General features: G+C 53.2%; 19 protein-coding genes and 2 riboswitches. Of the genes, 3 read left to right on the top strand and 16 right to left on the bottom strand.

Annotation, left to right across the window (positions count from 1 at the left end):
- Positions 1 to 174: 174 nt before the first annotated feature.
- The 10 genes from BSEL_RS03580 to BSEL_RS17720 all read right to left on the bottom strand — a co-directional run bounded on the left by BSEL_RS03580 (position 175) and on the right by BSEL_RS17720 (position 12,448).
- Positions 175 to 1,488 (bottom strand): NCS2 family permease, encoded by a 1,314-nt coding sequence (locus BSEL_RS03580; protein ID WP_013171643.1) that lies wholly within the window; start codon positions 1,486 to 1,488, stop codon positions 175 to 177.
- A 155-nt stretch (positions 1,489 to 1,643) separates the two neighbouring features.
- Positions 1,644 to 1,745, bottom strand: a riboswitch (purine riboswitch).
- An 81-nt stretch (positions 1,746 to 1,826) separates the two neighbouring features.
- Positions 1,827 to 3,365, bottom strand: coding sequence for a glutamine-hydrolyzing GMP synthase (gene guaA, locus BSEL_RS03575; RefSeq protein WP_013171642.1), 1,539 nt, complete (start codon positions 3,363 to 3,365; stop codon positions 1,827 to 1,829).
- Positions 3,366 to 3,501: 136 nt separating this feature from the next.
- A riboswitch (purine riboswitch) is annotated at positions 3,502 to 3,603 on the bottom strand.
- Positions 3,604 to 3,648: 45 nt separating this feature from the next.
- On the bottom strand, positions 3,649 to 5,928 hold the full coding sequence (locus BSEL_RS03570) for a DUF4129 domain-containing transglutaminase family protein (protein ID WP_013171641.1): 2,280 nt from the start codon (positions 5,926 to 5,928) through the stop codon (positions 3,649 to 3,651).
- Positions 5,925 to 7,181 (bottom strand): DUF58 domain-containing protein, encoded by a 1,257-nt coding sequence (locus BSEL_RS03565; RefSeq protein ID WP_013171640.1) that lies wholly within the window; start codon positions 7,179 to 7,181, stop codon positions 5,925 to 5,927. Before BSEL_RS03565 ends, BSEL_RS03570 begins: the two co-directional genes overlap by 4 nt.
- Positions 7,181 to 8,152, bottom strand: a complete 972-nt coding sequence (locus BSEL_RS03560) for an AAA family ATPase (protein WP_013171639.1) — start codon at positions 8,150 to 8,152, stop codon at positions 7,181 to 7,183. The genes BSEL_RS03565 and BSEL_RS03560 overlap by 1 nt, the downstream gene beginning before the upstream one ends.
- Positions 8,153 to 8,345: 193 nt before the next feature.
- Positions 8,346 to 10,454, bottom strand: a complete 2,109-nt coding sequence (locus BSEL_RS03555) for an EAL domain-containing protein (RefSeq protein ID WP_013171638.1) — start codon at positions 10,452 to 10,454, stop codon at positions 8,346 to 8,348.
- 145 nt (positions 10,455 to 10,599) lie between these two features.
- A complete protein-coding gene (locus BSEL_RS03550) occupies positions 10,600 to 11,043 on the bottom strand; it encodes a nucleoside deaminase (RefSeq protein ID WP_013171637.1) in 444 nt (147 codons plus the stop codon).
- A 97-nt stretch (positions 11,044 to 11,140) separates the two neighbouring features.
- A complete protein-coding gene (locus BSEL_RS03545; RefSeq protein WP_013171636.1) occupies positions 11,141 to 11,431 on the bottom strand; it encodes a hypothetical protein in 291 nt (96 codons plus the stop codon).
- Between the two features lie 133 nt (positions 11,432 to 11,564).
- Positions 11,565 to 12,206: a nitroreductase family protein gene (locus BSEL_RS03540; protein WP_013171635.1), complete on the bottom strand. Its 642-nt coding sequence runs from the start codon at positions 12,204 to 12,206 to the stop codon at positions 11,565 to 11,567.
- Positions 12,207 to 12,298: 92 nt separating this feature from the next.
- Positions 12,299 to 12,448 carry a hypothetical protein gene (locus BSEL_RS17720; RefSeq protein ID WP_013171634.1) on the bottom strand — a complete coding sequence of 50 codons (150 nt, stop codon included), beginning with the start codon at positions 12,446 to 12,448 and terminating at the stop codon, positions 12,299 to 12,301.
- A 214-nt stretch (positions 12,449 to 12,662) separates the two neighbouring features.
- On the opposite strand from BSEL_RS17720, the gene BSEL_RS03535 reads away from it, so the two are divergent.
- Positions 12,663 to 14,606, top strand: a complete 1,944-nt coding sequence (locus BSEL_RS03535) for a CoA-disulfide reductase (RefSeq protein ID WP_013171633.1) — start codon at positions 12,663 to 12,665, stop codon at positions 14,604 to 14,606.
- Between the two features lie 86 nt (positions 14,607 to 14,692).
- Here BSEL_RS03535 and cydC read toward each other — a convergent pair whose 3' ends face one another.
- The 4 genes from cydC to BSEL_RS03515 all read right to left on the bottom strand — a co-directional run bounded on the left by cydC (position 14,693) and on the right by BSEL_RS03515 (position 22,143).
- Entirely contained in the window at positions 14,693 to 16,408 is a 1,716-nt protein-coding gene (gene cydC / locus BSEL_RS03530) for a thiol reductant ABC exporter subunit CydC (RefSeq protein ID WP_013171632.1), read from the bottom strand.
- Positions 16,405 to 18,120: a thiol reductant ABC exporter subunit CydD gene (gene cydD, locus BSEL_RS03525; protein WP_013171631.1), complete on the bottom strand. Its 1,716-nt coding sequence runs from the start codon at positions 18,118 to 18,120 to the stop codon at positions 16,405 to 16,407. Before cydD ends, cydC begins: the two co-directional genes overlap by 4 nt.
- Before the next feature lie 169 nt (positions 18,121 to 18,289).
- Positions 18,290 to 21,325, bottom strand: coding sequence for an EAL domain-containing protein (locus tag BSEL_RS16915; protein ID WP_013171630.1), 3,036 nt, complete (start codon positions 21,323 to 21,325; stop codon positions 18,290 to 18,292).
- Between the two features lie 194 nt (positions 21,326 to 21,519).
- Positions 21,520 to 22,143, bottom strand: coding sequence for a YpjP family protein (locus tag BSEL_RS03515; protein ID WP_013171629.1), 624 nt, complete (start codon positions 22,141 to 22,143; stop codon positions 21,520 to 21,522).
- Between the two features lie 156 nt (positions 22,144 to 22,299).
- On the opposite strand from BSEL_RS03515, the gene BSEL_RS03510 reads away from it, so the two are divergent.
- Together BSEL_RS03510 and BSEL_RS03505 are read left to right on the top strand one after the other, a co-directional pair.
- On the top strand, positions 22,300 to 23,052 hold the full coding sequence (locus BSEL_RS03510) for a glycerophosphodiester phosphodiesterase (protein ID WP_013171628.1): 753 nt from the start codon (positions 22,300 to 22,302) through the stop codon (positions 23,050 to 23,052).
- Between the two features lie 19 nt (positions 23,053 to 23,071).
- Positions 23,072 to 24,340 (top strand): MFS transporter, encoded by a 1,269-nt coding sequence (locus BSEL_RS03505; RefSeq protein ID WP_013171627.1) that lies wholly within the window; start codon positions 23,072 to 23,074, stop codon positions 24,338 to 24,340.
- A gap of 67 nt (positions 24,341 to 24,407) precedes the next feature.
- Here the strand turns inward: BSEL_RS03505 and BSEL_RS03500 are convergent, their stop codons facing one another.
- On the bottom strand, positions 24,408 to 25,550 hold the full coding sequence (locus BSEL_RS03500; protein WP_013171626.1) for an HD-GYP domain-containing protein: 1,143 nt from the start codon (positions 25,548 to 25,550) through the stop codon (positions 24,408 to 24,410).
- 31 nt (positions 25,551 to 25,581) lie between these two features.
- Entirely contained in the window at positions 25,582 to 25,926 is a 345-nt protein-coding gene (locus BSEL_RS03495; RefSeq protein ID WP_013171625.1) for a DUF3307 domain-containing protein, read from the bottom strand.
- Positions 25,927 to 25,930: the final 4 nt, after the last annotated feature.

The raw sequence follows: 25,930 nt of genomic DNA, 5'->3' as shown, positions 1-25,930 counted from the left end.
CTATCACCATTGTAACGCTCCTTTCTCCGTTTACCATCCTTCTGTATAAACGTTCACAAATAAGTCAACAATTTTGCACATTCTTTTCAAAATGCCTGATTTCGAAGACCCTGTCCTGACATGCAAAAGAGCGCCCACATGCTGTGAGCGCTCCTGACTGCGAATCCTGTTCTTTTATTCACCCAGGTAAATGAAATACAGGGCAAAAACGACGAGGAGAATATACATGATCCAGTGAACTTCTTTGGCGCGTCCTTTTGCGACCATCGTGATCGGGTACATGATAAACCCGAGGGCAATCCCCGTTGCAATGCTGTACGTGAGCGGCATGGCAATCACGGTGAAAAATGCCGGAACGGCGATCTCGAACTTCTTCCAGTCAATATTGCCGAGACTTCTTGCCATCAGTACCCCGACCACAATCAGAGCCGGCGCCGTCACAGCTGCTGTTACAACAACCAGAAGCGGACTGAAGAGCAGAGCGACGAGGAAGAGTGCCCCTGTTACAAGCGAAGCAAAACCGGTTCTCGCACCTGCGGCAATCCCTGAAGATGATTCAATATACGCTGTCGTGGTTGACGTACCGAGAATGGCACCGATCGACGTGGCCGATGAATCTGCAAGCAGGGCGCGCTGCGCACGCGGCAGCTTGTTGTCTTTGACAAACCCGGCCTGGTTGGCAACGGCATACAGGGTTCCCGCCGTATCAAAGAAATCCACGAACAGGAATGTCAGAATGACAATCATCAGCTGCACAGTGAAGATTTCACCAAGACCCATTTCGCCAAATGGAGAAAACGCAGCTCCAAAGGTCGGCGCGAGACTCGGGATCGATCCGATGATCTGTTCCGGGACAGGTACAGTGTTGAACACCATACCGACAAGAGCCGTCACGACCATACCGTAAAAGATGCCGCCTTTTAAGCCCATCGCCATGAAGATAACGGTAATGACGACACCAAAAACAGCAAGCAGTGTAGCCGGCGCTGCAAGATCGCCGATCTCAACGAGGGTCGCCTCTGATCCGACGACAATGCCGGCATTCTGAAGCCCGATAAAGGCGATGAACAAACCGATACCCGCACCCGCCGCATACTTAAGCTCTGCAGGAATCGCGTTGATGATAAACTCACGGATACCGACGACGGTGATGATGATAAAGATAATACCCGAGATGAAGACCCCGAGAAGCGCGGTCTCCCATGGAATACCGAGGCCAAGCACTACGGAATACGTGAAGAAGGCATTCAGTCCCATCCCCGGTGCGAGCGCAATCGGATACCTCGCAATCAGACCCATAATGATCGTACCGATGGCAGCCGCAAGCGCCGTGGCGACATAAACAGCTCCCTGATCCATGCCCGCTCCGGAGAGAATATCCGGATTCACAAACAGGATGTAGGCCATCGCGAGGAAGGTCGTCAGTCCCCCCATGATCTCCCTTGAATAATTCGTTCCCAATTCATCAAACTGAAAATACTTTTGCATGTCCCAAATCCCCTTTTCTGTAGTCAGGGAAGGCCGCCAATCAAAAAGATCCTGCTCCGGATGATGCCGGGCAGGACCAGTTTCTGAAAAACAATAATCAGCACCCTCACGGGCAGTCGGACCGTTCTCATGACAAAAACCGATCACCAGGAGATGCAACACTGATTATCGTTCGTAGTCAGATCCTTTACGGGGATCCGGTAGAAACTTTTGGGCCCTATTCCCAAGATTATACGAACAATATAGATAATAAGAATACAAGAATCAGTGTAGCAAGCCCACTTGTCACTGTCAATAAAAATCCGAACATTAATGATTATTATTTTTATTTCATTCGGTTATTCCCATTCAATGGTACTTGGCGGCTTGGACGTGATGTCATACACCACACGGTTGACGTGCTTCACCTCGTTGACGATTCGGGTGGAAATGATCTCAAGGACGTCATACGGAATCCGCGCCCAGTCACTGGTCATGCCGTCAATACTCGTCACCGCACGGATACCGACGGTGTAATCGTACGTGCGCGCGTCACCCATGACGCCAACGCTCCGCATGTCCGGAAGCGCAGTAAAGTATTGCCAAATATGACGGTCAAGTCCCGCCTTCTTGATTTCGTCGCGCAGAATCTGATCGGATTCCCGAACGATCTCAAGTTTCTCATCCGTAATTTCGCCGAGTACCCGAATCCCGAGACCCGGTCCGGGGAACGGCTGGCGCCAGACGATTTCATCAGAAAGCCCAAGCTCTGAGCCCACCGCACGGACCTCGTCTTTGAAGAGGGTGTTAAGCGGCTCGATCAGATCAAATTTCATATCCTCCGGCAGTCCGCCCACGTTATGATGGGATTTAATCGTCTGTGCCGTATCGGTGCCGCTCTCGATAATATCCGTATAGAGCGTGCCCTGAGCGAGGAAGTCGACGTCTTCAAGTTTCGCCGCTTCCTCTTCAAATATATAAATAAACTCGTTGCCGATGATCTTGCGTTTTTGTTCCGGGTCACTGACGCCGGCAAGTTTCCCCAAAAAGCGCTCCTGGGCATCGATCTTTATGACGTTCATATCGAACCCTTCGGCAAAGGTCTCCATGACGCTCTTCGCTTCATTCTTACGGAGAAGGCCGTGATCGATGAACATACAGATCAGTTGGTCGCCGATGGCTTTATGGACAAGCGCTGCGACAACCGAGGAGTCCACGCCGCCGCTTAACGCGCAGAGCACTTTGCGGTCGCCGACGTTCTCACGGATCTTCTCCACTTCGATATCGATAAAGTTCTCCATCGACCAGTTGCCTTCACAGCCGCACACTTCATAGATGAAGTTCTTCAGCATGGCATTGCCGTGTTCGGTGTTCTGCACTTCCGGGTGAAACTGCACCCCGTACAGGTTTTTTGCTTCATTGCTCATCGCCGCAACCGGGCAGCTCGGATTCACTGCATCGACCTGAAACCCTTCAGGCGGAGCTTTGACAAGATCCCCGTGGCTCATCCATACCATCTGTTCAAGAGGGAGATCCTTAAAGAGCTTTGATGGATGTTCGATCGTGATGGCAGCCTTGCCGTATTCCCGGTGGTTCGCCGCTTCAACGGAGCCGTTGAAATGATCCGTCATCAGCTGCATGCCGTAACAGATCCCAAGGACCGGAATCCCCAGATCAAAAATCGCTTCATCACAGCGCGGAGCGCCGTCTGCGTATACACTCCCCGGGCCTCCGGAGAAAATAATCCCCGTCGGATTCATCGCCTTCACGTCATCTGCCGTCACCTTATGGCTCACGAGCTCACTGAATACCCCGAGATCCCGGATCCTGCGGGTAATCAGCTGATTGTACTGTCCGCCAAAATCAAGGACAATGATTCTTTCGTTTAATTCTTCCATATCCTTCACCTCTGTCTGTGTAATAGACGCCGCTAATGACCACCGCACACCAAGTGCCGCGTCCCTTCCGGGTGAACAAAAAACCGCCTCCGTCCTGATCAGTTCAGGAGCGAAGGCGGACTCATCCCTCACACCGGAGGGTCAAAGCCACCTTCATAGTCGGGTGATTTACGGTCACCCGGTAGAGACTTCCGGACCCTATTTCCGGAGATATACGAAGCGTGTTCACGTTATGCGTGTCAGATTGATTCATTTTAACAGGACGGACCAAAGCGGTCAAGGGCTACTGATAGAGCCGTTTCAACATTTCTTCCCAGTCTTTCCGGTGCTTTTGCCAGTCACCGTCAGGATCAAATCCCCCGTAGTAGATCCGCTCATAGGCCTTCGTCAGCTTCGACATCGCCTGCGAACTGAAGGCCTGATCCGCCCGTCTTGCGTATTCGCGGAGCGTCTCGCCTTCTCCGCGTGGCAGTCCTTCTTTCTCGAGGAGCCACAACAGGCGTCTGTACGCCTTCAAGAAGGAACGGTCGGTTCCCTTCAGTTTATAGATGAGAAAGAAAAAGCGGTTCATGAGCTTACTCTGCTTCTGATAGGCAAAGAGCACGAAGAACAGGACAACAAGGGATATCAGGATATTCCCCGGCGTCAGGAAGTCCCGGAACGGCGCAGCGCCTGTCCCGTCACCGCCGTCACCGACGGCTTCACCCGGATCAAAGCCTTCGTCCGGATCCGGAAATTCCGAGTCCGGCGTATCCGGACGCTCCGGATCATCGGGGTCTTCCGCATCCTCTCCGTCAAGATCGAGATCGATCTCGATCGGTTCCGTCTGAAAATCGGCGTAGTTCTCAAAGCCCTGCGTCGGCTCAAACGGAACCCAGCCGACTTCCGGGAAATACACTTCCACCCAGGAATGGGCGTTTGTATTGGACACTTCGTAAACAGAGCGTCCGTCGTCAAGTACCTCTGTCTGTTCACCTGATGTAAAGCCCTTCACCCAGCGTGCCGGGATGTCAAGGGCCCTCAGAAGAACGACCATCGAGGTGGAGTAGTTGTCACAGTACCCGGCCTGTGTCTCAAAAAGAAACTGGTCCACATAGTCCTGTCCCTCTTCAGGAACCGGAACATCCGTCGTCTGGTAGACGAAATCGTTCTGACCGAAATACTGTTCCACCGCGACAGCCTTGTCATAGCGGTTGTCTTCCTCTTCGGTGATTTCAAAGGCAAGGTCAATCACCCGCTCCGGCAAATCGTCAGGCAATTGGGTGTACCGCTCAAAGAGTGCCTGCGGATCATTCTCTTCGGTCTCCTGCATTGTCGGGATCGGGAAGCTGAAGTCTTTGTAGCTGAACGTATAGGAATCAATCCGTTCGCCCTGACCCGGCTCAGTGGCCTCAATCCGGCCTGTGAGCGGATCCACAAACGCCGTTTGCGGCGTCACGTCGACAGAGGCACCGACGCTTTCACCAGGGATATCCATCGGCTGTCCCGCATAGAAGAAGAGCGGAAAATCAGCCTCTGTCACCATCTCGACGTCCGCTTCGAGCCAATCCTCGCCGGACGTCAGATCCTCATCATACATCCAGTAATCAATCCGATCCGGATCGAAGACATCCGTCGCCGGCTGAAAATCCGTCTCGGAATTGACCCAGCCGAGCCCCGTGTACTCATCTTTCGATTCCCCGCGCCAGTAAACCGGTCCGTCGACGACCGCTTCGAAGACGACGCTCTCATCTTCCACAAAGCCGCCGCCGAGCCGTTCATCGTTGTCCCCGTATCCGACACGGCGGATCGTTCCGCCACCGCCGCCAATGCCCCCTTCACCGGTCAGGAAACTGCGCATCGCCGGAACAGGATCCGACCACTGCGGATCGGGCTTAGGCAGGAGAAAACCCGCGGCAAGGGCGACAGTGACCATGGCGGTGAGAGTGTACATCCATGCCGCCGGCAGCACCGGCTCCGACTCCCTGCCGATGTTCTTCTCCTCTTCCTGCACGGCAAGCATATGAAGAAGCGTCATCATGAAGAAGCCGATGACCACAATCCGTACGATCGCCTGCGAGGCATCCACGACGGTGAACGTGTCGAGAATCGTAATGTACACAACCGTCGCAAGGAGGAAAAAGAACACCCGCCTCGTCTGAAACACCCAGAAGTACATTAAGTAACAGATCAGTGCCAAAAGCAGAAACAACAGGAGAGTACGAAACGGATTCGTCAGAAGCTCCATATCACCACTGATCAGAAGGGCGGCATTATGACGGATCTCACCGCCGATCAGCCTGACTGATTCGCCGCCTCCTTCCCTCGAGAAAAAAGGCCCCTCATAGAAGATCCGATGCAGCCCGAAGACTGCAAAAACCGCGAGGGTCGGGATGTTCACCCAAAAAGGCAGACGGATATAGATGAGCGCGGCACTGACTGCGGCAAAGAGCAAAAAGACCTCAATACTCGACGTATCCGTCACAGCCGGGATCGGCCTGAGCCACTCCCAAAGGATCAGAAAGGCAAGCACATAAATAAAGAGATGCACGACAGAGAACGACCGTTTTTGCTTTTGCTTCATTGGCCTTCACCTGCCTGTTGTTTCGAGTAGCTGTCAATATCCCCTGTATCAAGCCGGGTCGTGATGATCCCTGCCCGTTCAAGTTCCTTTTGACGCCCGGTTTCCCACTGATCAAACGAATCCTTCTCTTTCGTCATGAGGAAAAAGTAAATCGAACGCCCCCTCGCTGCGAGAGTCTTGAGCTGACTCAGGAGGTCATCATCCAGGGCGGTCGCAATGACAATCACCGTCGACCCGCTGGTCAGCTCCTGCTCGACGTCCACGAGTTTCACGGCGAAGCTCCCTTCTTCATCGGGCTGAATCTCCGAGAGATGGGTCACGAGCTTCTTCTGATGATCACTGCCATTTTGCAGGGGAAAAGCCTGCGTATAGCGTCCGACTGTCATCATGCCCACATCGAGCTGACGTTCATAGGCATACATGATGATCGACGTCGCAAGCTCAATGCCTTCCTCATAGGACTGCAGGGTATCGTAAGTGGCATCAGGGATAAAATTACTGAGCAGAATCATGAAATTCTGGCCGATATAATCTTCGAATTCTTTCGTCATCAGCTTCGTCGAGCGGGCGGTGACTTTCCAGTCGATGCTCGTCAGCTTGTCCCCGGGTACGTATTCCCGCGCCCCGGCGATGGACGTCCGGTCCTCAACAAAGTCCTGATTGGACTGTCTCGTCTCCGTCTCATGACGCTCAAAGGCCTCCCAGGAATCGATCGGGTGGTAATCGGGATAGACGAGGAGCCAGTCCGGCGTCGTCGTAAAGCGCCGTTTGGTCACCCAGCCGAATACATCGCTCGTTGTAAGCCACGTCCCGAGAAACTGATAGCTGCCCCGCCGGATGTCCTCCACCTGATAGTCATAAACGAGTTCCTTCTTCACCGATGGGTAAAAGATCATCTCTGACTGTCTGCCTCCGACCTGCCGTTCAAGCCGACGCTCCATCTCATCTTTCACACCTAGATACAAAAAGGGAAACGGCCATTTCCGCGTGATCTGCACCTGAATTCGCACGTCACTTCCTGCAGGAAGCGCCGACTGTCCGATGATCCGTTTCACCTCAAAATGCCCCAGGGGGATAAGGGCATACAGCACCATCAGGACAATCAGCACCGTGACGCTGTAGAACAAAAACCAGCTTACAAACCCGCCCTGGAACATGGCATAGCTGAACAGCCCGCCGACAATGGCGAGAACGAGCGCTGCCCGAAGCGCCACCTTGATCCAGAACCAGCCTGACCATTCGCGCCATTTCATCAGCGCATCTCTTCCCCGGCAGGAACACGGACCTGTTCAATCACTTCCGTGACCACCCGTTCACTGGTCTGATTCGAGAGTTTCGCATCGGAGGTCAGGATCATTCTGTGCCGGAGGACAAAAGGCGCGAGAAACTTCACATCATCCGGTACGGCATACGTCCGTCCCTGCATAAAAGCAAAGGCCTGGGCGGCTTTCATCAGTGCAATCGAAGCCCGCGGGCTCGCCCCGAGGGAGACCGCATGATGCAGCCTCGTCGACGTGACAAGGTCAATGATGTACTGTTTGATGGAATCATGAACACGCACGTCCTGCACGTCCGTCTTCATCGCCGTCACATCGGTGAGACTGAGGACTTCCTGAATCCGTTCGATGGGGTGATTGTTTTCGACCCGGTTCAAGACGTCAAGCTCCTCAGATTTCGTCGGATAGCCGATTTTGAACTTGAACAAAAAGCGGTCAAGCTGCGCTTCCGGAAGGGGATACGTTCCGCTGTATTCAATCGGGTTCTGCGTTGCCATAACGAGAAACGGATCCTCAAGCTCTCTCGTCTCACCGTCAACGGTGACACTCCCTTCTTCAAGGGCCTCAAGGAGCGCCGCCTGCGTCTTCGGTGACGTACGGTTGATCTCATCGGCGAGGACAATATTGGACATGACCGGACCGGGCCGGAACTGAAACACCATCTCCTTTTGATTAAATACCGATACACCCGTCACGTCGGAAGGCAACAGGTCGGGGGTGAACTGGATCCGTTTGAACGCCGCACCGATGGATTTCGCAATCGCCCTGACCATCATCGTTTTGCCGACACCCGGCACGTCTTCAAGGAGCACATGACCGCCGCATAAGAGCGCCACCACACTCAGTTCCACTTCACGCCGTTTTCCGACAACCACCTGTTCCACATTATCAATTAAGGCCCTTACCTGGTCATGCTCGACAAGGGACTGATAGGATTTTGTTTTCACAACGAATAACCTCCTCAAATACACCCGAATACTACAGGTTTCTGTCTTTCATCATATCACGAACGTTCAGAATTTTCGTCCATTAACCATTAAGAATCTGACCATCTGAATCGAATCGCCTGAAAACGGGCAGCGCGCTCCTTTACATCAATAAAAAACCGGCTCTTCCTTTGACAGAAGAACCGGATGGTATTCAGGATATGCGTTTAAGCGGGAGCGGTTTGGAATATACGTAACCCTGTACGATGTCGCAGCCCGTTTCTTTCAGTTTCATCACCTGTTCAGCCGTTTCCACACCTTCCGCCACGACCTGATAGTTCATCGATTTGGCAATGCGGATAATTGACTTCAGAAGATTCCATGAGCGCTCATTCATCTCCATCTGATCAATGAAGGATTTGTCGACCTTGACTTCATCGGTCTGAAGCTGACTGATATAGCTGAGAGACGAGTAGCCGGTCCCGAAGTCGTCGAGGGAAATCCGGAACCCGAATGCCCGGAGGGAATCGACTGCGGCAATGACCACGCTCATATCGGCGATGAAGACGTCTTCGGTGATCTCAAGGATGATCCGCTCGGGTCTGATCCCCCGTCTCTTCACTTCCTGCATGAGAAATGACCGGTACTCATCAAGGAGAAAGACGTTCGGCGGAATGTTGATGGAGACCTCCACATCAGGTCCGTAAAGCCTCGCAAGCTCCGGATAATCCGTTAGGGCCTTCACCGTCACGTATTCCGTAAAGGGGACCATCATGCCGTTCTGATCAAGCATCGGAATAAAGCGGGCGGGACTGACCATGCCAAACGTCGGGGACTCCCAGCGGCACAGGGCTTCCAGGCCCATGACCGACGCATCTGACAGATAGCGCTTCTCCTGATAGTAGAGTTCAAACTCACCACGGATCATCGCGTCTTCAAGGCCGTTTTTGAAGCGGTTATCCTCTTCAATGGCCTCAAGCATTTCTTTTGTAAACATCACGGAATCATCGAGGTCCTGATTCTTCGCCACCTGCATGGCGACAGAGGCCCGCTGATAAAGATCCTCAAAGCCGGTCAGATCGCCAATCACCTGTGCAACCCCGATATGGAACCGGAGCGGCTGCCATTCCTCTTCTTTACGGTGGACGTCATTCAGTTTGGCTTTTCCGGATTCAATAAACGTCCGAAGCGCTCCACCGTCGGTCTGTTCGACCCAGACGCCGAATTCATTGCCCCCGATTCTTGCCGGGCGGACTTCACCGGCCTCCGCCTCTTTGAGCACCTTTCCGAGGGTACGGATCATCTGATCGCCGTATGAATGGCCGTACAGGGAATTGATCACCTTAAAGTTACGCACGTCAAGCAAAATCAGGTACATATCCGGTCCGGCATCACCGAGCCGCTTTTCCACGTAATCATTCAGCCAGTTCCGGTTTGGAAGACCGGTGAGATCATCGTAGTAGGCATAGCGGAAAATCCGTTCATCTTTCTCTTCCATTGCTTCCACCATGTCATTAAAGCTCGACGTCAGCTGGCCGACTTCGTCCTGACGCCCGACAACCGTCACTTTCTCATACTGTCCCTTTTTCAGCTTCGTCATCGCCTGATCAAGGGCCATGAGGGGTTTGGTGAACCCTGAGAAGAAGTACACCGACAACAGAACGCCGAGAAGGACCAAAAGCGCAATCATCGCAAATGTCACCCACATAATCGAATCGGCTTCTTCATTGAAATCACTCATGTATGTACTCGCCGACACAATCCATTCCCATTCCTCATTATATTCGGAGTACGCGATCTTCTCACCGGTTCCGTCTTCATGGGGCAAATCCCACGTATAGGTGACAAAACTGCCCCCGGCCATGGCCCCGTTGATCTTGTCCTGCACAAAGAAATACGGGTCGTCTTCGTTACCGTTCATATCCGTCGCATTCAGGACGTTCTGCCCTTCAAGGGTCGGATGCATCACCTCATACCCGTCCGGGCTGTAGATGATAAAGTACCCGTGCTCGCCGAGATCGACCGGTCCGTCAATGGGCCTCGTCCCGTCTTCATTCATCGGGCCAAGGAGGATCTCTTTGATACTCTCCTGGGCACCGTCAAGGGAGCGCCGTCCTTCTTCCACAGCGCGTTGCCGCTCTTCGATGAGCATTATCGCCGAATGAACTCCGTTCTCCAATATGTCGCGCCCTCTCTCATCGAGGGCATTCTTTGACAGCTGAAAACTCGAAAAGCCAATGACGAGGGCCGTCATTGTCAGTAACAGAAAGGTATAAATCAACAGTCGTGCGTTCAGTGTAATCCGTTTGACCTTCCGAAACATCCGTTCACCCCCGCCTGCCTGGCATTTGATCTGTTTAACTGTATTATACCACGAGAGGGAGACGTTGCCTATTTGAAATGTGAAAAAATGCCTGCCAAATACAGGTACTTACCGTGCAATCCCGCCCTCCCGAAGACCTGCACCCTTATGAAAACAGACGGAGTCCTTCCTCATTGCATACAAGCGGAATGACCTCCGGTTTCCACGGGCTGTTCAAAAACACATCCCCGGAGGACAGCTGAATATTGCTCGCGGTTATGCCGAGAAGCTGTTCATGGGAAACGCTGTAGACGAGACGTCCGAGGTTCGACCAGACCATCGCACCGCTGCACATGACACAGGGCTCACAGCTCGTATAGAGTGTGACGTCTTTCAGATCCGTGATGCCTTCCTGCCTGCAGTAGTCCCTGACGAGGACAATCTCCGGGTGATGGGTCGGATCCGTTGCCGTATGAATCTGATTCGTCGCCGTCATCACCACCTCGCCGTCCTTTACGAGCAGCGCCCCGAACGGATCGTTCCCGGCTATTTTTGACGCTCTCGCAAGCTCAATCGCCTGACGCATCCAATATTCATGCGTGTTTGCCATGTCAATTTCCCCCTTTGTTATATGTATATGGCTCAGAAAACAAAACAGGCTGCACCTGAATCCTCTTCAGTGGTGCAGCCTTTATGATCGCGTTCAGTTACATACCCTGTTTCATCTGATGATGCGGCTGATGGTGATGCCCTTTTGGCGTGCGGTGCTCACTCAGCGTGTCTTCCTGCTCAACGGGAATCTTTCCAAGCTCTTTGTCGACTTCGACGAGGACCACATAATCGCCCTGTTCGAAGAATTTCCGATACTCAGAAGCTTCGTCATCGTCTCTGTGAATGATTTGAACCGCTTCTTCTTTGACTCCTTTGATTTCAAGTTCACGCATGACACCCTCTTTTTGATCGAGGCTGTGCATGACCGCTACAACTTGCTTATCCATGGTGGTGCACCTCCAATGTGTATGCCCTATTCCTTCCATACCCGCTCAGAGGGCAGACAAACCGCCCTGTAAGAAGAAAACGCGCGCCTCCCTGATATATCGGGGAGAACGCGCGTTACCTGTGTATTCTGTATCAGAACGTATTTCGGACCATTGCTTCATCAACTGAAAGCCTCGAGCTGATGCGCGGTTCTTCCGCCCGGACACCAACTGTCAAAAGCATAACCGGTACGTAACGCTCAGGCACGTTGAACTCCTCCACGAAGGCTTCCCGGTCGAAGCCGCCCATCGGACAGGTATCATAGCCGAGACCGCGGGCACTGAGCATCAGCTGCATTGCCGCAAGGGATGCATTCAGAAAGGCTTCGTCTCTCGGGAACGTCTCACTGCCGTTGTAGGCACCGTTGATCCCGTTGACGATTTTTTCTTTTACCGCTTCGGTAATCAGGCCCTTGTCGACCGCTTCCTGAAAAATCCGGTCTGCATGTTCGTTCGCTTTTGTATCACCGAGAACGGCAATCACAACGGAACATTCTTTGACCTGGTTTTGTCCGTACGCGATCCGGTGCAGTTTCTCCTTTTGTTCCTCATCATCAACGACAAGGAATTTCCAGTGCTGCAGGTTCCAGGAAGAAGGGGCCTCCGTCGCCATTTCGATCATCGAACGGATCTCCGTATCCGGAATGGTCACACCGGTTTGATACGATTTCACCGAATGCCGCTCTTCCATCGTCCTAAACAGACCGGCATCTGTTTTTATATCGTGCTTCTCCATCTCTGTTCACCTCTGGTTGAGTTTGTTTGATTGTGTCTTCTTTCACACTGAATCAGTGTATCATTCCGCACAAAACATGTGAAAAGATCCGCTCAGATCCGGCGGTTCCGCTTTACAAGCCAGATCCCCGTTCCGATTAAGACAAGGATTATCGTCAGAACAACGGTCACCGTCGGCCAGTGAATCAGTCCGTTCATGGTTGTCATCGCGATCACCTCACTGTCTTCTTTCCCGTTTTTCATGATTACACACCTGTTCTGTTTTATGAAACCGTCTCTGCCATTCATCGAAAATCAGGAATGAAAGCGCACGCTCTCGGAATGGACAAAAAATCGTCACAACTCACCGGGTTAACACCATTTACATATCATTAAGTCTGTTGTAAGATACCCTTAAAGGTATTATGTTAAAAAATTCACAAGGCCGGAAGAAATGGCCATACAGGAGGATGTTACCATGAGTAAAAAAATAGTGATTGTAGGCGGCGTTGCCGGAGGCGCAACAGCTGCAGCAAGATTAAGACGGATCGACGAAACGTCCCATATCGTGGTTTTCGAAAAAGGCGAGCACATTTCCTTTGCAAACTGCGGGCTTCCGTACTACATCGGAGGCTCCATCGAAGAGCGGGAAAAGCTCCTCGTTCAGACCGTTGAAGGCATGAGCCGCAAATTCAACCTCGATATCCGCAACCTCTCGGAAGTCACAAGCATCCAGCGTGACGAGAAAACCGTGACCGTAACAAACGCCGCCACCGGCGAAACGTATACAGAGAGCTATGACGAGCTGATTCTCTCACCGGGGGCGCGTCCGATCGTGCCGCCGATCGACGGACTGAATGACACACAAAACGTCTTTACCCTCCGGAACATTCCGGATACCGATAAAATCAAAGCCTGGGTAGATGAGCGTCACCCGAAAAAAGCCGTCGTTGTCGGAGGCGGATTCATCGGCCTTGAGATGGCGGAAAACCTGCATGCAAGAGGCATCGACGTTACAGTCGTGGAAATGGCCGATCAAGTCATGCAGCCGATCGACCCGGAGATGGCCGCCATCGTGCACCAGCACATCCAGGAACACGGCAAACTGATCCTCAGTGACGGCGTCAAAGCCTTCCGTGATCAGGGCAAAACCGTCGTTCTTAACAGCGGTGAAGAGCTCGAGAGCGACATCACCATTCTCTCCATCGGCGTGCGTCCGGAAAATGAACTCGCCGTTCAGGCAGGTCTTGAGACCGGCGATCGCGGCGGCATTCTCGTCAACGAATACCTTCGGACGACGGACGAGCATATTTACGCCATCGGTGACGCCATCGAGGTGAAGGACTATATCCAGAACACACCGGTAATGGTACCGCTCGCCTGGCCTGCGAACCGCCAGGGACGGATCGTTGCCGATACAATTCACGGGAACCCGACGGCCTATAAGGGTACCCTCGGCACATCCATCGCCAAAGTGTTCGACTTGACCGTTGCCGCAACGGGCAATAACGAAAAGACGCTGAAGCAGCTCGGTGTGAATTACAAAGCCGTTCACGTGCACCCCGGCTCTCATGCCGGCTACTACCCGGGTGCGTCACCGGTCTCACTGAAAATGACGTTCGATCCTGAAACCGGGAAAATTTTCGGTGCACAGGGCGTCGGCCTCGACGGTGTCGATAAGCGGATTGACGTCATCGCAACGGCCATTAAAGGGGAACTGACCGTATTCGATCTCCCTGAACTTGAGCTCGCCTATGCACCGCCTTATTCTTCTGCGAAGGATCCGGTCAACATGCTCGGCTATGTGGCGACGCACGTGGCCGATGGTGATCTTGACATCGTACACCACGATGAGATCGATGCCATCGTCGAAAACGGCGGCTTTCTCGTCGACGTCCGCGATCCTCTTGAAGTGGAAATGGGCGCCATTCCAGGGTCCGTTAATATCCCGCTCGATACGATTCGTGAGCGTCTCGATGAATTCCCGAAAGATCAGCCGGTCTATATCACATGCCAGGTCGGGCTGAGAGGCTATCTCGCCACGAGAATCCTCGAGCAGCACGGCGTGAAGACGATCAACCTGAGCGGCGGCTATAAGACGTATGCCTGCGTGCATCATGTCTGCACGGATTCTGTCCGCGATGACATCGTCGCAGATGAAACGCCTGAACCTGAAGTGAGAAGAGCGGATGTAACCATTGATGCCACAGGTCTCAGCTGCCCGGGTCCGATTATGAATCTTCACAAAGCCATCAAAGAACTCGACAACGGCCAGACGGTCAAAATCAGCGTCACCGATACCGGGTTCGTCCGGGATGTGGACGCATGGTGCAAGAGCACCGGGCACACCCTGATTGAGAAATCGACGGAAAAAGGCAATATCTTTGCCATCGTCGCCAAAGGGAGCCTCATAAAATCCTGATCCTATTCATCATAAAGAAGCCTGACCCCATGTGACTGGGATCAGGCTTCTTTTTTCGGTTATTCAACTCGCTTCCGGCTGATTCCTTACGATCTGCTCAGAAAGACCGACTGTTCGATCTCTTTAAGCTGACGGAAGATCCCGCTTCGGTTCATGAGTTCATCATACGTGCCGGACTCGGCAACTTTGCCTTCATCCATGACAATGATCTGATCGGCCTCTTCAAGTCCGGTCAGCCGGTGACTGACAAGAACAACGGTATCGCCTTTCGACCGTTCCCGGAGGAGGTCGTACATCGAGCGTTCCATCGCAGGATCGAGAGAGGAAAACGGTTCATCGAGAAACCAGTTGGACGCTTCACGAAGGAGCAGTCTCGCAAATGCAAGACGCTGCCGCTCCCCGCCGGAGAGGTTCTTGCCCTGTTCGTCCACGGCATCATCGAGCGTAAAGGCCGTCAGCGCCACATCGCCCAGAGCCTTTTGCATATCCGCATCTTTCGCCTCCCCGTTCGCAAGGAGCAGGTTGTCCCGGATGGTTCCGGCAAAAAAGTGGGCATCCTGCAGGGCGATATTGCTGTTTTCGTAAAGACTCTCAAACGTGTACTCATGAATCCGCCGTCCGTTCCAGCTGACGGTGCCGTCATCAGCCTGGTGCATCCCGAGGAGGAGGTGCAGGACCGACGATTTCCCGGAACCGCTTGCTCCGACGAGGACCGTCACCGATCCTTTCGGCATTTCTGCATCCACATGATCGAGTGCCGCCGCATGCGCCTCGTCAAAGGCGAGACGAACGCCGTCGAGGGACAGGGATGAAGCACCGCCTTCAGGAAGGGCGTCTCCTTCTTCCGGCGGCAGAGCCGACGTCGCTTCGTTCAGACGCCGCCCTGCCGTCTGGTTATCCTCCGCATACACCGGTACCGTCGCCATCGGAGCCGCGTTTTCAAACACCGTAAGGGACACCATGACGAGCATGGCGAGGAAGATCGCATTCAGTCCGCCTTCGGCAGCAAGGAAGGCCCCTGTCGTCAGAATCAGGACACTGACGATGAACGTGACCGCCTGATTCACGGACTGGTTCTGAAGCAGTGTTTTCTGTTCCTTGCGCTGCGCGGCGATCAGTTCTTCAGACGCATCGAGTGTCTTCTTCTTCTTCTCGTCAAGAAGATTGTGAATCAGCCACTCTTCCTGCCCCTGATAGAGCTCGGTCACTTCTTCCGTCAAGGTTGCCCGTCTCTCCCGGATCAGGCTGGCTGTCCGCTTTTGTCTTAGCGCATACACATACGGAATCAGCGCGCTCGTCAGGACCAGACCCCCAAGGAGCAAGAGGGCGATCTGCCAGGAGAACAAGAAGGTAAAGATAACCGTAATGAGGAACGTGACCGCTGCGGCGACAGGCGGATACACGACCCTGAGAAAGTAATTCTGCAGGCTCTCCACGTCCCCCGTCACCCGGCTTAACAGATCCCCGCTCCGAAAGGACGTCGACAGTGACGGGGCAAGGGGCGCAAGCTTTTCAAAGAAATGAACCCGAAACCGCCCGAGCATCGTAAACGTCGCCCGGTGTGACACCATCCGTTCAAAATAACGGAACACGGCCCGCGAGACGCTGAAGAGCTTCAAAAGGGCAATGCTGATGGTCAGCACATAAAAGGCGTTCGTCACGGCAGCGGCGGAAATGAGGTACCCGCTGTTCGCAAACAGTGCCACGGCACCCAGAGCTGCTAAAACCCCGTAAAGGACGGACTTGAACAAATCCTTCTTTTCCTTCAGCATCAGGGCTGTAATCATCTGAAGATCTTTCATGATGCATCCCCTCCTGTTTCCACAGACACCATCTGACGGTAGGCGGGCACCGTATTAATGAGCTCGCTATGCTTACCGTTCGCGATGATCCGGCCATTGTCCATAAAAAGAATGCGGTCTGCTTCCCGTATCGTATGGAGCCGGTGCGCAACGGTGATCATCGTTGCCTTCTCACTCAGGGTGCGGATCCCCGCCTGCAAGATCTGTTCGGTTCTCAGATCAAGCCCCGTCGTCGGTTCGTCAAACACGATCAGACGCGGCTTCTTCAAGAATGCCCTGGCAAGGGCAATCCGCTGCCGCTCGCCGCCGGACAGACCGCGCCCGGCTTCGCCGATGGGCGTGTCGAGGCCTTGTGGCAGGCGGTCAATGAGCGACGTGAGACCGGCATCCTTTGCCGCTTCAAGAATGTCACTGTCAAGGATGTCTTCTAATGCGCCCATGCGGATATTTTCCCGGAGCGTCCCGCTGAAGAGATAGGGATGCTGGGTCAGATAGCTGATTTCCCGGAACCAGCTTTCGCGTCTGAGCGCGTGCACCGGGATGCCTGATACGGTCAGCTCGCCGCTTTCAGGAGCCCGCAGTCCCGTGATCAGCTGCAGCAGCGTTGATTTCCCCGAGCCGCTCGGGCCGACAATCGCAACGTGATTCCCTTCAGGTATCGAAAAGTCGACCGGTCCCAATGCAAATTGGCCAGCGCCGTACGAAAAGGCCATACCCTTTGCCTCCAGATCAAGAGACGCATCCGCCGGCATGTCCCGATCGCCGTTTTTCACCGCAACGGTACCGTCACCGACCGCACCTTTCACCCGTTCCCAGGCGCCTGTACTGCTTTTGCCGTTATGAAAAGCCGTCCCGAGTTCTTTTAATGAAGCAAAGAACTCCGGCGCAAGGATCAGGACGAAGAAGGCGGTAAAGAACGTCAGCTGATCGAAGATGACGAGCCGCAGTCCCACCTCAAGGGCGACAAGCGAAATACTCAGCATCGAGATGAATTCAAGCATCAGTGACGACAGGAACGCCACCTTCAATACATCCATCGTCGCATCCCGGTAGCTCATGCTGCTTGCGGCAATGTCACCGGCTTTTTCCTTTGACTTCCCGAGAAACCGGAGCGTTACGAGCCCCTGCAGAAGATCCATAAACGTCCCGGAAAACCTGTTCAGCTTCTCCATCTGCGCCTCAGACCGCTTCTCCGCATTCTTGCCGACGACAATCATCATGATCGGAATGAACGGGGCTGTCACAAGAAGAATCAGTCCGCTCACCCAGTTCATATAAAAAATCGCTGCGAGGAGCACGAGCGGCACCGTTGATGACTGAATGAGCTGCGGGTAGTAATTCTTCACATACCCTTCCACTTCATCCACGGCATCCACGAACACCCCCGTCCGCTCACCCGTCAGCTGCCCTGACTTCTGATCCGCGTCCTCCGTGAGCCACTGCCGGTATTCCTGTTTGATCTGCGTTCCGAGCCTGATCCCGATCCGCCCGCCAAGCCAGGTAAAGAGGCTTCTGAACAGGAGGGCCACAGCCGTCAGAATCAGATAGGGAACCACATCCCAAAACCCTTCTCCCTGCAAAAACACGCCGTCGACAACACGGACGATGAACCAGGCCATCGCCACGATCGACAGTCCGAGTGCCACGGCATTCAGCCGCAGGAGGATCGTTTCGTTGCGCTTTTGTTTTGTCCATTCTTTTAAAGTTTGCATCGGTGTCACTCCATCCGAATCTTGTTTATCACTTCACAGATAGTGCTATGAACTCTATTATATACAGTCGCTTCCCGGCACTCCAAGTGAAGCGCCTCACGGAAATGTGACGATTTTGTTAACAAACTCTCACGGAAGCGTCTTTGTTCACGCAGAAAAGCGGACGATATTAAGCACCGTCCGCTTTTTTACTCAGCCATTTCCCGCTAACCTCCGCATCACCCGGACGGCCCATATAGAAGCCCTGTACCCGCAGGCCGCTGAACTGCCTGAGCCAATCGAGATGCTCCGCAGTCTCAACCCCTTCGGCGACAATCTGCATCCGCAGACCCTTCGCCATGGCAATGACGGCCCGGACAATGGCTTCATCCTCATGACTCGTGCCGATCCCGGAAATGAACGTCCGGTCAATCTTCAGAAAGTCCACAGGAAAGTTCTTCAGATAACCAAGAGATGAATGCCCGGTCCCGAAATCATCGATCGATACCGTGATGCCGAGGGCACGGATCCGGTCGAGTGTCTCACGAATCGTGAAAAAGTGCTCGGCGCTGATCGATTCGGTGACTTCGATCCCAATACTCCTTGCCGGCAGCTCATGATTCTCGAGGGCACGTCTGAGCGTATGGATGATATTCTCATGCATCAGCTGTTTCACACTGACATTCACACTTACCGGCACAATGCTGTACCCTTCATTGTGCCATTGTTTCTGCTGTCTCGCGGCAATGCCGATCACCTGATCACCAAGAGGCAAGATCAGTCCGGTCTCTTCAGCAAGAGGGACGAATTCCCCCGGGGAGATGATGCCGAGGCGGTGATGCGGCCATCTGACGAGCGCTTCGTAGCCGACGAGATCGCCGGTGTCCAGATCAAACTGCGGCTGGTAATAGAGTGTCAGATCCTCCTGCTCAATGGCGCGTCTCAGCTCCGCCTCCATTTCGATCCGGTTGAGCATGTTCGAGTAGAGCTTCTCTGTATAGAACGCATAGGCGTTTCTGCCTTTTGATTTCGCTTCGTACATCGCCATATCCGCATTTTTTATGAGATCCTCCGTCGTCGAGCCGTTGTTCGGATAGATGCTGATGCCGATGCTGCAGGAAATATACACTTCATTACCTTCAAGATCAAACGGCTTGCGAAAGAGGTCTTGCAAGACCTCCACCACGTCCGAGGCTTCTTTACGGTCCTGGACCGGTGAAAGCATCATCGTAAACTCATCGCCGCCAAACCGGGAAATCACCACTCTGTGATCGACTCCGTTTGCCATTCGCTCCCCGACCATCGTAAGCAGCTTATCTCCGGCGGAATGACCCCACGTGTCATTGACGTGTTTAAATAGATCAAGGTCGACGTAAAGAACGGCAAGGGCCATCTCCACTTCATCGACAAAGGCGATCTGTTCCCGTAAGAGCGTTTGAAAGTGCTGCCGGTTCGGGAGTCCTGTCAGGCCGTCAAAATACGCCATGTGCCGGATTTCGAGCTCTTTTTGTCTCAGTTCATGACGCTCGAGGGCCGTGGAAATGAGCTGGCTGATCGACTGGGCGAAGGCCATTTCTTCTTTGTACCATTTCCGGCCCTTGGGCCGGCATTCGAGTACCATAATTCCGATCACGGCTCCCTTTGAGCGGAGAACGGTCATGAGTGCCGAACGAATCCCCTGCGACCGGAAGTATGCCGCTATATACGGATGATCCTTTCTGAACTCCCTCACATCGTTCATCGTAAAGAACAGGCCGTTCTGTGCCCATCTGTACATGTTCACAAGACGACTCTTGTCTGCGAGCCAGTCTTCGGCCGGCACCGGCGACTCCCGGTCATAGACGGAAGAAAGGAGAAGACCGTCTTTCTTATCGAGCCAGATCGATGTGCGGTCCACAACTGTGGCGTACGTCACTTTCTCTGTGATCTCATCGAGGGCTTCATCGAGAAACCCGTCCACCCAAAAGCCTGAAGTCGAGAGCTCAAGAAGCGCCTCCTGGTGCATTTTCGTGCGGACCATCGATGATTCATTGGCCTTCATGACAGTATCAATCTCCACGACCATATGATTGAAGGCGTCTCCCACTTCACGCATCTCATCTCTCGTGTTCAGTTCCACCGAGACGTCATAGTCCCCCCAGGCCACTTTTCTCGATCCGTCGCGAAGCGTTCGGACACTGTTCAGGATCGACTGAAAGAAGCCCCAGAACATGTACAAAAGTAAAATGACATAGCCGGTTACAAATCCGATGATCAGATTCTGTGAGGTCACAAGAGTCCGCTGACGGCCTTCGATATTCTCGATCAGGTAATCCGCCGCCTCATCAAAGACAAAGAAGTGGCTGTCCACAGCGGGCGTGGTATCCCAAAAGAAATCAATCGGTTCACGGTCATCGTAATCGCCAGCCAACAGTGCATAAGCTGTCTCCTGAAGACGGTCCCGTTCTTGTTCGTATCGTTCATAGTAAGCTTGAAGCGGCCGGTTTCGATCAAGAAACACCGTGAACTCCGGCGTGTTCTCAAAGACCATGTGATAACGATAATGACTCACTTCTTCAATCCGAACCGCCATGTCAAGCCGGTCCTCTTCCGGAATGGCATCGAGACCAAGCAGGAATGAGCCGTAGGCACGGATCTGCCCGACATGTTCAGCACGGATCAGCATCCCATCAATGAGATCATTGATGACAATTCCGGTATCCATATCTCCTTCGAATGATTTCAATGTCGATTGGATCGTCAGCTGTGTGAGTGCGATCAGTTCTTCAATGAGAAGCGTATACCGTTCAAAGCTCTCCCGTTCCTGAGTCAGATCTGCACCTTCCATAAGGGTCAGATTACCGACCTCTTCATCGATTAAAAGCCACATATCTATACTTGCAAACTCACTTATATAGTCGCTGTGCGCTTCATCGATCTCCCGCAGCAGTTCACGAACGGTATCCTGCGTCTCAAATAGCTCTTCAATCCCTGCATCGTTCGTTGTATTTACCTGCACAAAACCCCGCTCCTGCTGCAAATAATAGATCAGCTCGGACAGATCACGGGAGATTTCAAGACCTTTTCCGGCGTCGTAGGCCACGTTTCGCTCTTCAACGAGCCAAATTGTTATCGGCGTCAGAAGACCACCGATCATCAGCGTCGTCAGCACAGCCATGAGTGCAAATTTTTGTTTATATCTTAAGCGGTTCATCAGCCGGATTACCGGGCGGAAGATTCTGTCCATAGGGCATTCCTCATCGCTGTGTGTGATTGTACCTATTATAACAGATTCCCCCGATGTTCATGCAGATTGTATGAATATTCTAACAAAAATTTCTTACCCTTCTTATCATCCCGTCTTTTACAGCACCATTCAGGCTGAATTCATGCGTCAAAAGGCCGCAACTCCTTTGAGGAATTGCGGCCTTTTTTCATTATTCAGTGTGTCATCCATTTTGGCGGTGTGTTTTTATCCCAGTACACGTCGCCGATCTCATGGTGGGTTTCAAAGTCGTCCTCTTTATCATGGTAGTGAAAGTTGAACCAGTACCCCTGTTTCGGTTTCAGATCTTTCCGCACGTGAAAACGAAGCACATCTTCATCGCTGTTCGCATCATGAATATGAAAGATCTTCTCCCCGTCATACGAGGCTTTCTGTTCATCGATCACGAGGTATGGCACCTGGTCATCCGGGAGCTTGCTGATGTAGGATTCGATCACTTCTTCCATCACCGGGAAGATCGAATCAAACACTTCCGATTCGATTTTATTCGAGATTCTCGGTCCGAGCTTGTGAATCGTCTGTTCTTTCGCCTGTTCCGTGAACAGACTCAAAAAATCAGTCTCTTCACCCTCATCATCGTCCGCGTCATCCTCAGAAGAATCCGAAACGCCCGCAAAGGCTTCGGCAATATCCTGCAGTTCTTCGTCACTGGTGCTGCTTCCGGATTCAGAGCCAGGCTGACTCTCTTCGGCATCAACGGTCCATTCCGGTATGTATAAGCCGAGTGTCAGAATCGCGATCATCACGACCCATAACCGGCGCAGATACAGTTTCATCATACATCCCTGCCTTCATCTTGGTATCGGTTTCATTATAGCACACTTCATCCGGTTTCTTTTTGTAAATGTTGTGTAAATCTCAACGAAAGAAGAGGGATTTCGATTCTGAACAGCGAACTTAATTCCTATGAGGCTATTTGGGAAGGTTGTGTTGGCATGAAAGAGAAACACTCACTGATCTGGGCGCACCGGGGTTTTGCCGCCCGTTATCCGGAAAATACGATGATCGCCTTTGAAAAAGCCCTTGAAGCCGGGGCGGACGGAATCGAACTCGATGTCCAGCTCACAAAAGACGGCGTGCCTGTCGTGATTCACGATGAACAGATCGACCGGACCACGACGGGTTCCGGCTGGGTCAATGCCCTGACGTATGAAGAACTCGCACGGATCGATGCCGGAAGCCGGTTTGATCAATCGTTCTCTGACGCGCGGATTCCGAGGCTGCAGGATGTGTTGGATCTGATGGAGGAGAACGCCTTCCTTTTGAACATCGAACTGAAGAACGGCATCGTTCCGTATGAACAGCTCGAAGACACCGTCCTCCGTGCCGTCAAAGAACGCGAACTCGACGATCGCATCGTCCTGTCCTCGTTTAACCATTATTCCCTGAAGAAGGTGCGGGAGCTTCATCCGACGATTGAGACGGCCGCCCTCTTCATGGAAGGCCTGTATGAGCCGTGGACGTACATTCAGAGCTTCAGGGCAACGAGCCTGCACTGCTTCTTCCCCGTCGCCGTTCCGGCCATGATCCAGGGTGCCAAAAGGAACCGGACACCGCTCAGGGCCTTTACCGTGAACGACGATGCGCATTTGAAAAATCTGATCCACCAGCGCATTGACGGGGTGATTACTGACGATCCCGAGAAGGCTGTCCGCATCCGCACCATGATCATCGAAGAGTCGGACTGACCGGCTCGGAGGGGGAATTATGATGACTGAGAAGATCCAGGGGGTCTCGAAAACGAAAATCTTCGCCATCGGCAGCGGTTTTTTTGCACTGATGCTGATCTGGACGTTTTACAATGCCTATATGCCACTGATCCTCGGTGACTTTATTGAAAGCCGGGGGATCCGGGGAATGATCATGGGGCTCGACAACCTCTTTGCCGTTCTTCTCATTCCGATCATTGGCACCTGGTCGGACCGGATCAACACCCGCTTTGGCAACCGTCTGCCGTTTCTCATCGTCGGGATGCCCATTGCCGCCGTCTTCTTTGCGCTCATCCCCTACGGGGCGATGGTCTCCCTCTGGGTCCTCCTCGTCGTGGATATCGTCTTTCTCCTTGCCATGACGGTCTACCGCGCTCCCGTGATCGCACTCATGCCGGACCATACGCCACCCGCTTACCGCTCGACGGCCAACGGGATCATCAACTTTATGGGCGGCGTCGGGGCCATCGTCGCCCTCTTCGGTCTGTCGACCCTGTACGGGATCGACCGGACGTATCCGTTCATTCTCGCCGGCCTGTTGCTTTTATTTGCCTTTATTCTGCTCTACTTTGTCGTCGACCGCCATCCGCCTTACGCCGATGCCACGGCCGATGACCTTGAGGAGGTCAAGGCAACCGGCTCACTGAAGACGATGTTTAAGAAGATCCTCCTGCCGGACTTCCGGGGGCAGTTTTACATCCTTCTGGCCATCTTCATTTACTTCATCGGCTACGCCGCCGTCGAAGCCCTTTTTACCGTTTATGCCGTGGAACACCTCGGTATGGCGGAGGATGCCGCCGGGTTCACCCTCGGCTTCTTCAGTCTGTCCTTCGTCCTCTTCGCCATTCCCGCCGGCATCATCGGGACGAAGATCGGCAAGGCGCCGGCCATGTCCATCGGGCTTCTCGCGTTGCCCGCCGTCTTCTTTCTCATTCCGACCCTGCCGTTGATCGACGGCGCCGTCTTCGGCATGAGTCATCTGACGCTCCTGCCAATCGTTCTTCTCATCGGCGGAATCTTCTGGGCCTTCGTCAACGTCCAGGCCTATCCGCTCGTCGCGGATCTTGGCGGGACGAACAAGATCGGCTTCTTCACCGGACTTTACTACCTCTTTTCCATGGGCGCCTCCATCATTGCACCAGGCGTTCTCGGGCTGATGATGGACCTGTTCGGTGCACCCGCCCTCTTTTACGGCAGTGCCGTGACGTTTCTCTTCGGGTACTGGAGTCTGAACAAAGGGGTGAAGATCCTCCGCGGAGTCAGATGACACACCAACTGAGACGCACGAATCCCCCTTACGGACCTTGGGTTCGAAAGGGGGATTTTTTTCACTGTTAATCAAAATGATCGGCGTAGGCGTCTTTAATCGCCAGGATCTCATCGAGATGTTCAAAAAACAGGTCAACGAGCTTTGGATCGAAATGTTCACCGCGCTCTTCTTTAAAGATCTTCATAATCTTCTCCACTGGCCAGGCTGCTTTGTACACCCGGTCACTGGCCAAAGCATCAAAGACGTCGGCAATCGCCGTAATCCGGCCGAATATATGAATCTCCTCACCGGCAATGCCCCTCGGATAACCACGGCCGTTCCACTTTTCATGGTGCTCATGGGCGATGACCGCCGCCGTCTGCAGGATTTCCCGCGGTGAGTCCTTCAGAAGATGATAGCCGTCCTCGGTATGGCGCTGCATCCGTTTGAATTCTTCATCCGTCAGCTTCCCCGGTTTATTGAGGATGCTGTCGGGTATCCCAACCTTGCCGATGTCATGCATCGGGGAGGCCATCTTCAGGAGATCCGCCTCTTCTTCACTCATCCCGAGCGCGATGGCGAGAATCCGGGAATACTCGGCAACCCGTTTGACGTGATTCGCCGTCTCCTGCGAACGCGACTCACCGATTTCGCCCATCCGGAAGATGATCTCCTTTTGTGTCCGTTCAATTTCGTTATAGAGAATCGCCGATTCGATCGCCTTACCGGAGTAGGACGCCGCAAGCTCAAGATACCCTTCATCCTCTTTCGTGAAAAACGAGTCCTCCGTCATTTTATTGACCGCCTGGTACGCCCCGATGATCTCATCGTTGGAGTCGTGAATCGGGATGACGAGAATGGAACGGGTTCGGTAACCGGTCTGTTTATCCACATCTGCATTAAACCGGTCATCCTCATAGGCGTCTTTAATGATGATGGACTGGTTGTGCTCGATGGCATGGCCGACAAAGCCCGTGCCGTAGGGAATCCGAAGTTCATCCACCCCGTGGGCCACGATCGTCCACAACTCCCGGTTCTCCTCATCAAGAAGCCACAGGCTGCAGCGGTCGGCCTGAATCAGCTGTTTACCGAGATCCGCCATCAGGAGAAGCAGGTTATTCAAATCTTTCTCTTCGGATATATTGGTCACGTAGGAGAAGATCAGCCTCAACCGCTCATGATCGGTAATCTTCTCCTGCACAGCCGCTTCGTTCTTGTGTTCAGCCATGTCGCACCTCCTCCACGCTCAAGGTCGCTGTTTATAAATAAAGCACGGCGCCGAGTACGATGATATGGAACGCCTGATCCGTCATCACTGTCAGCCACTTCTTTTCACTGTCAGGCGGCGTCGTCACCTTCGCCACCCACCACTGCACGAATCCCTTGCGATCCAAAAGAATGTGAGAGATAAACACGACGAGAATACCAAGGAGTGACAGGCCGCCGAAGCCGATCATGGCCACAACGGCAATCACCGCCGTATACACCGTTACATGCGTAAGCAGAGGCACCCATTTAACCGCTTTGTTCGCCGCCATCCAGCTCGTTTGCAATAAATAATCGCCAATCAGGTGTCCAATCAGTAAGAATTCAAACGGCGTCATCGCT

The organism is [Bacillus] selenitireducens MLS10 (assembly GCF_000093085.1).
Classification (GTDB): domain Bacteria; phylum Bacillota; class Bacilli; order Bacillales; family Salisediminibacteriaceae; genus Salisediminibacterium; species Salisediminibacterium selenitireducens.
Note: the sequence above shows the minus strand (reverse complement) of the source record. Positions and strands in the feature narration are given on the sequence as shown.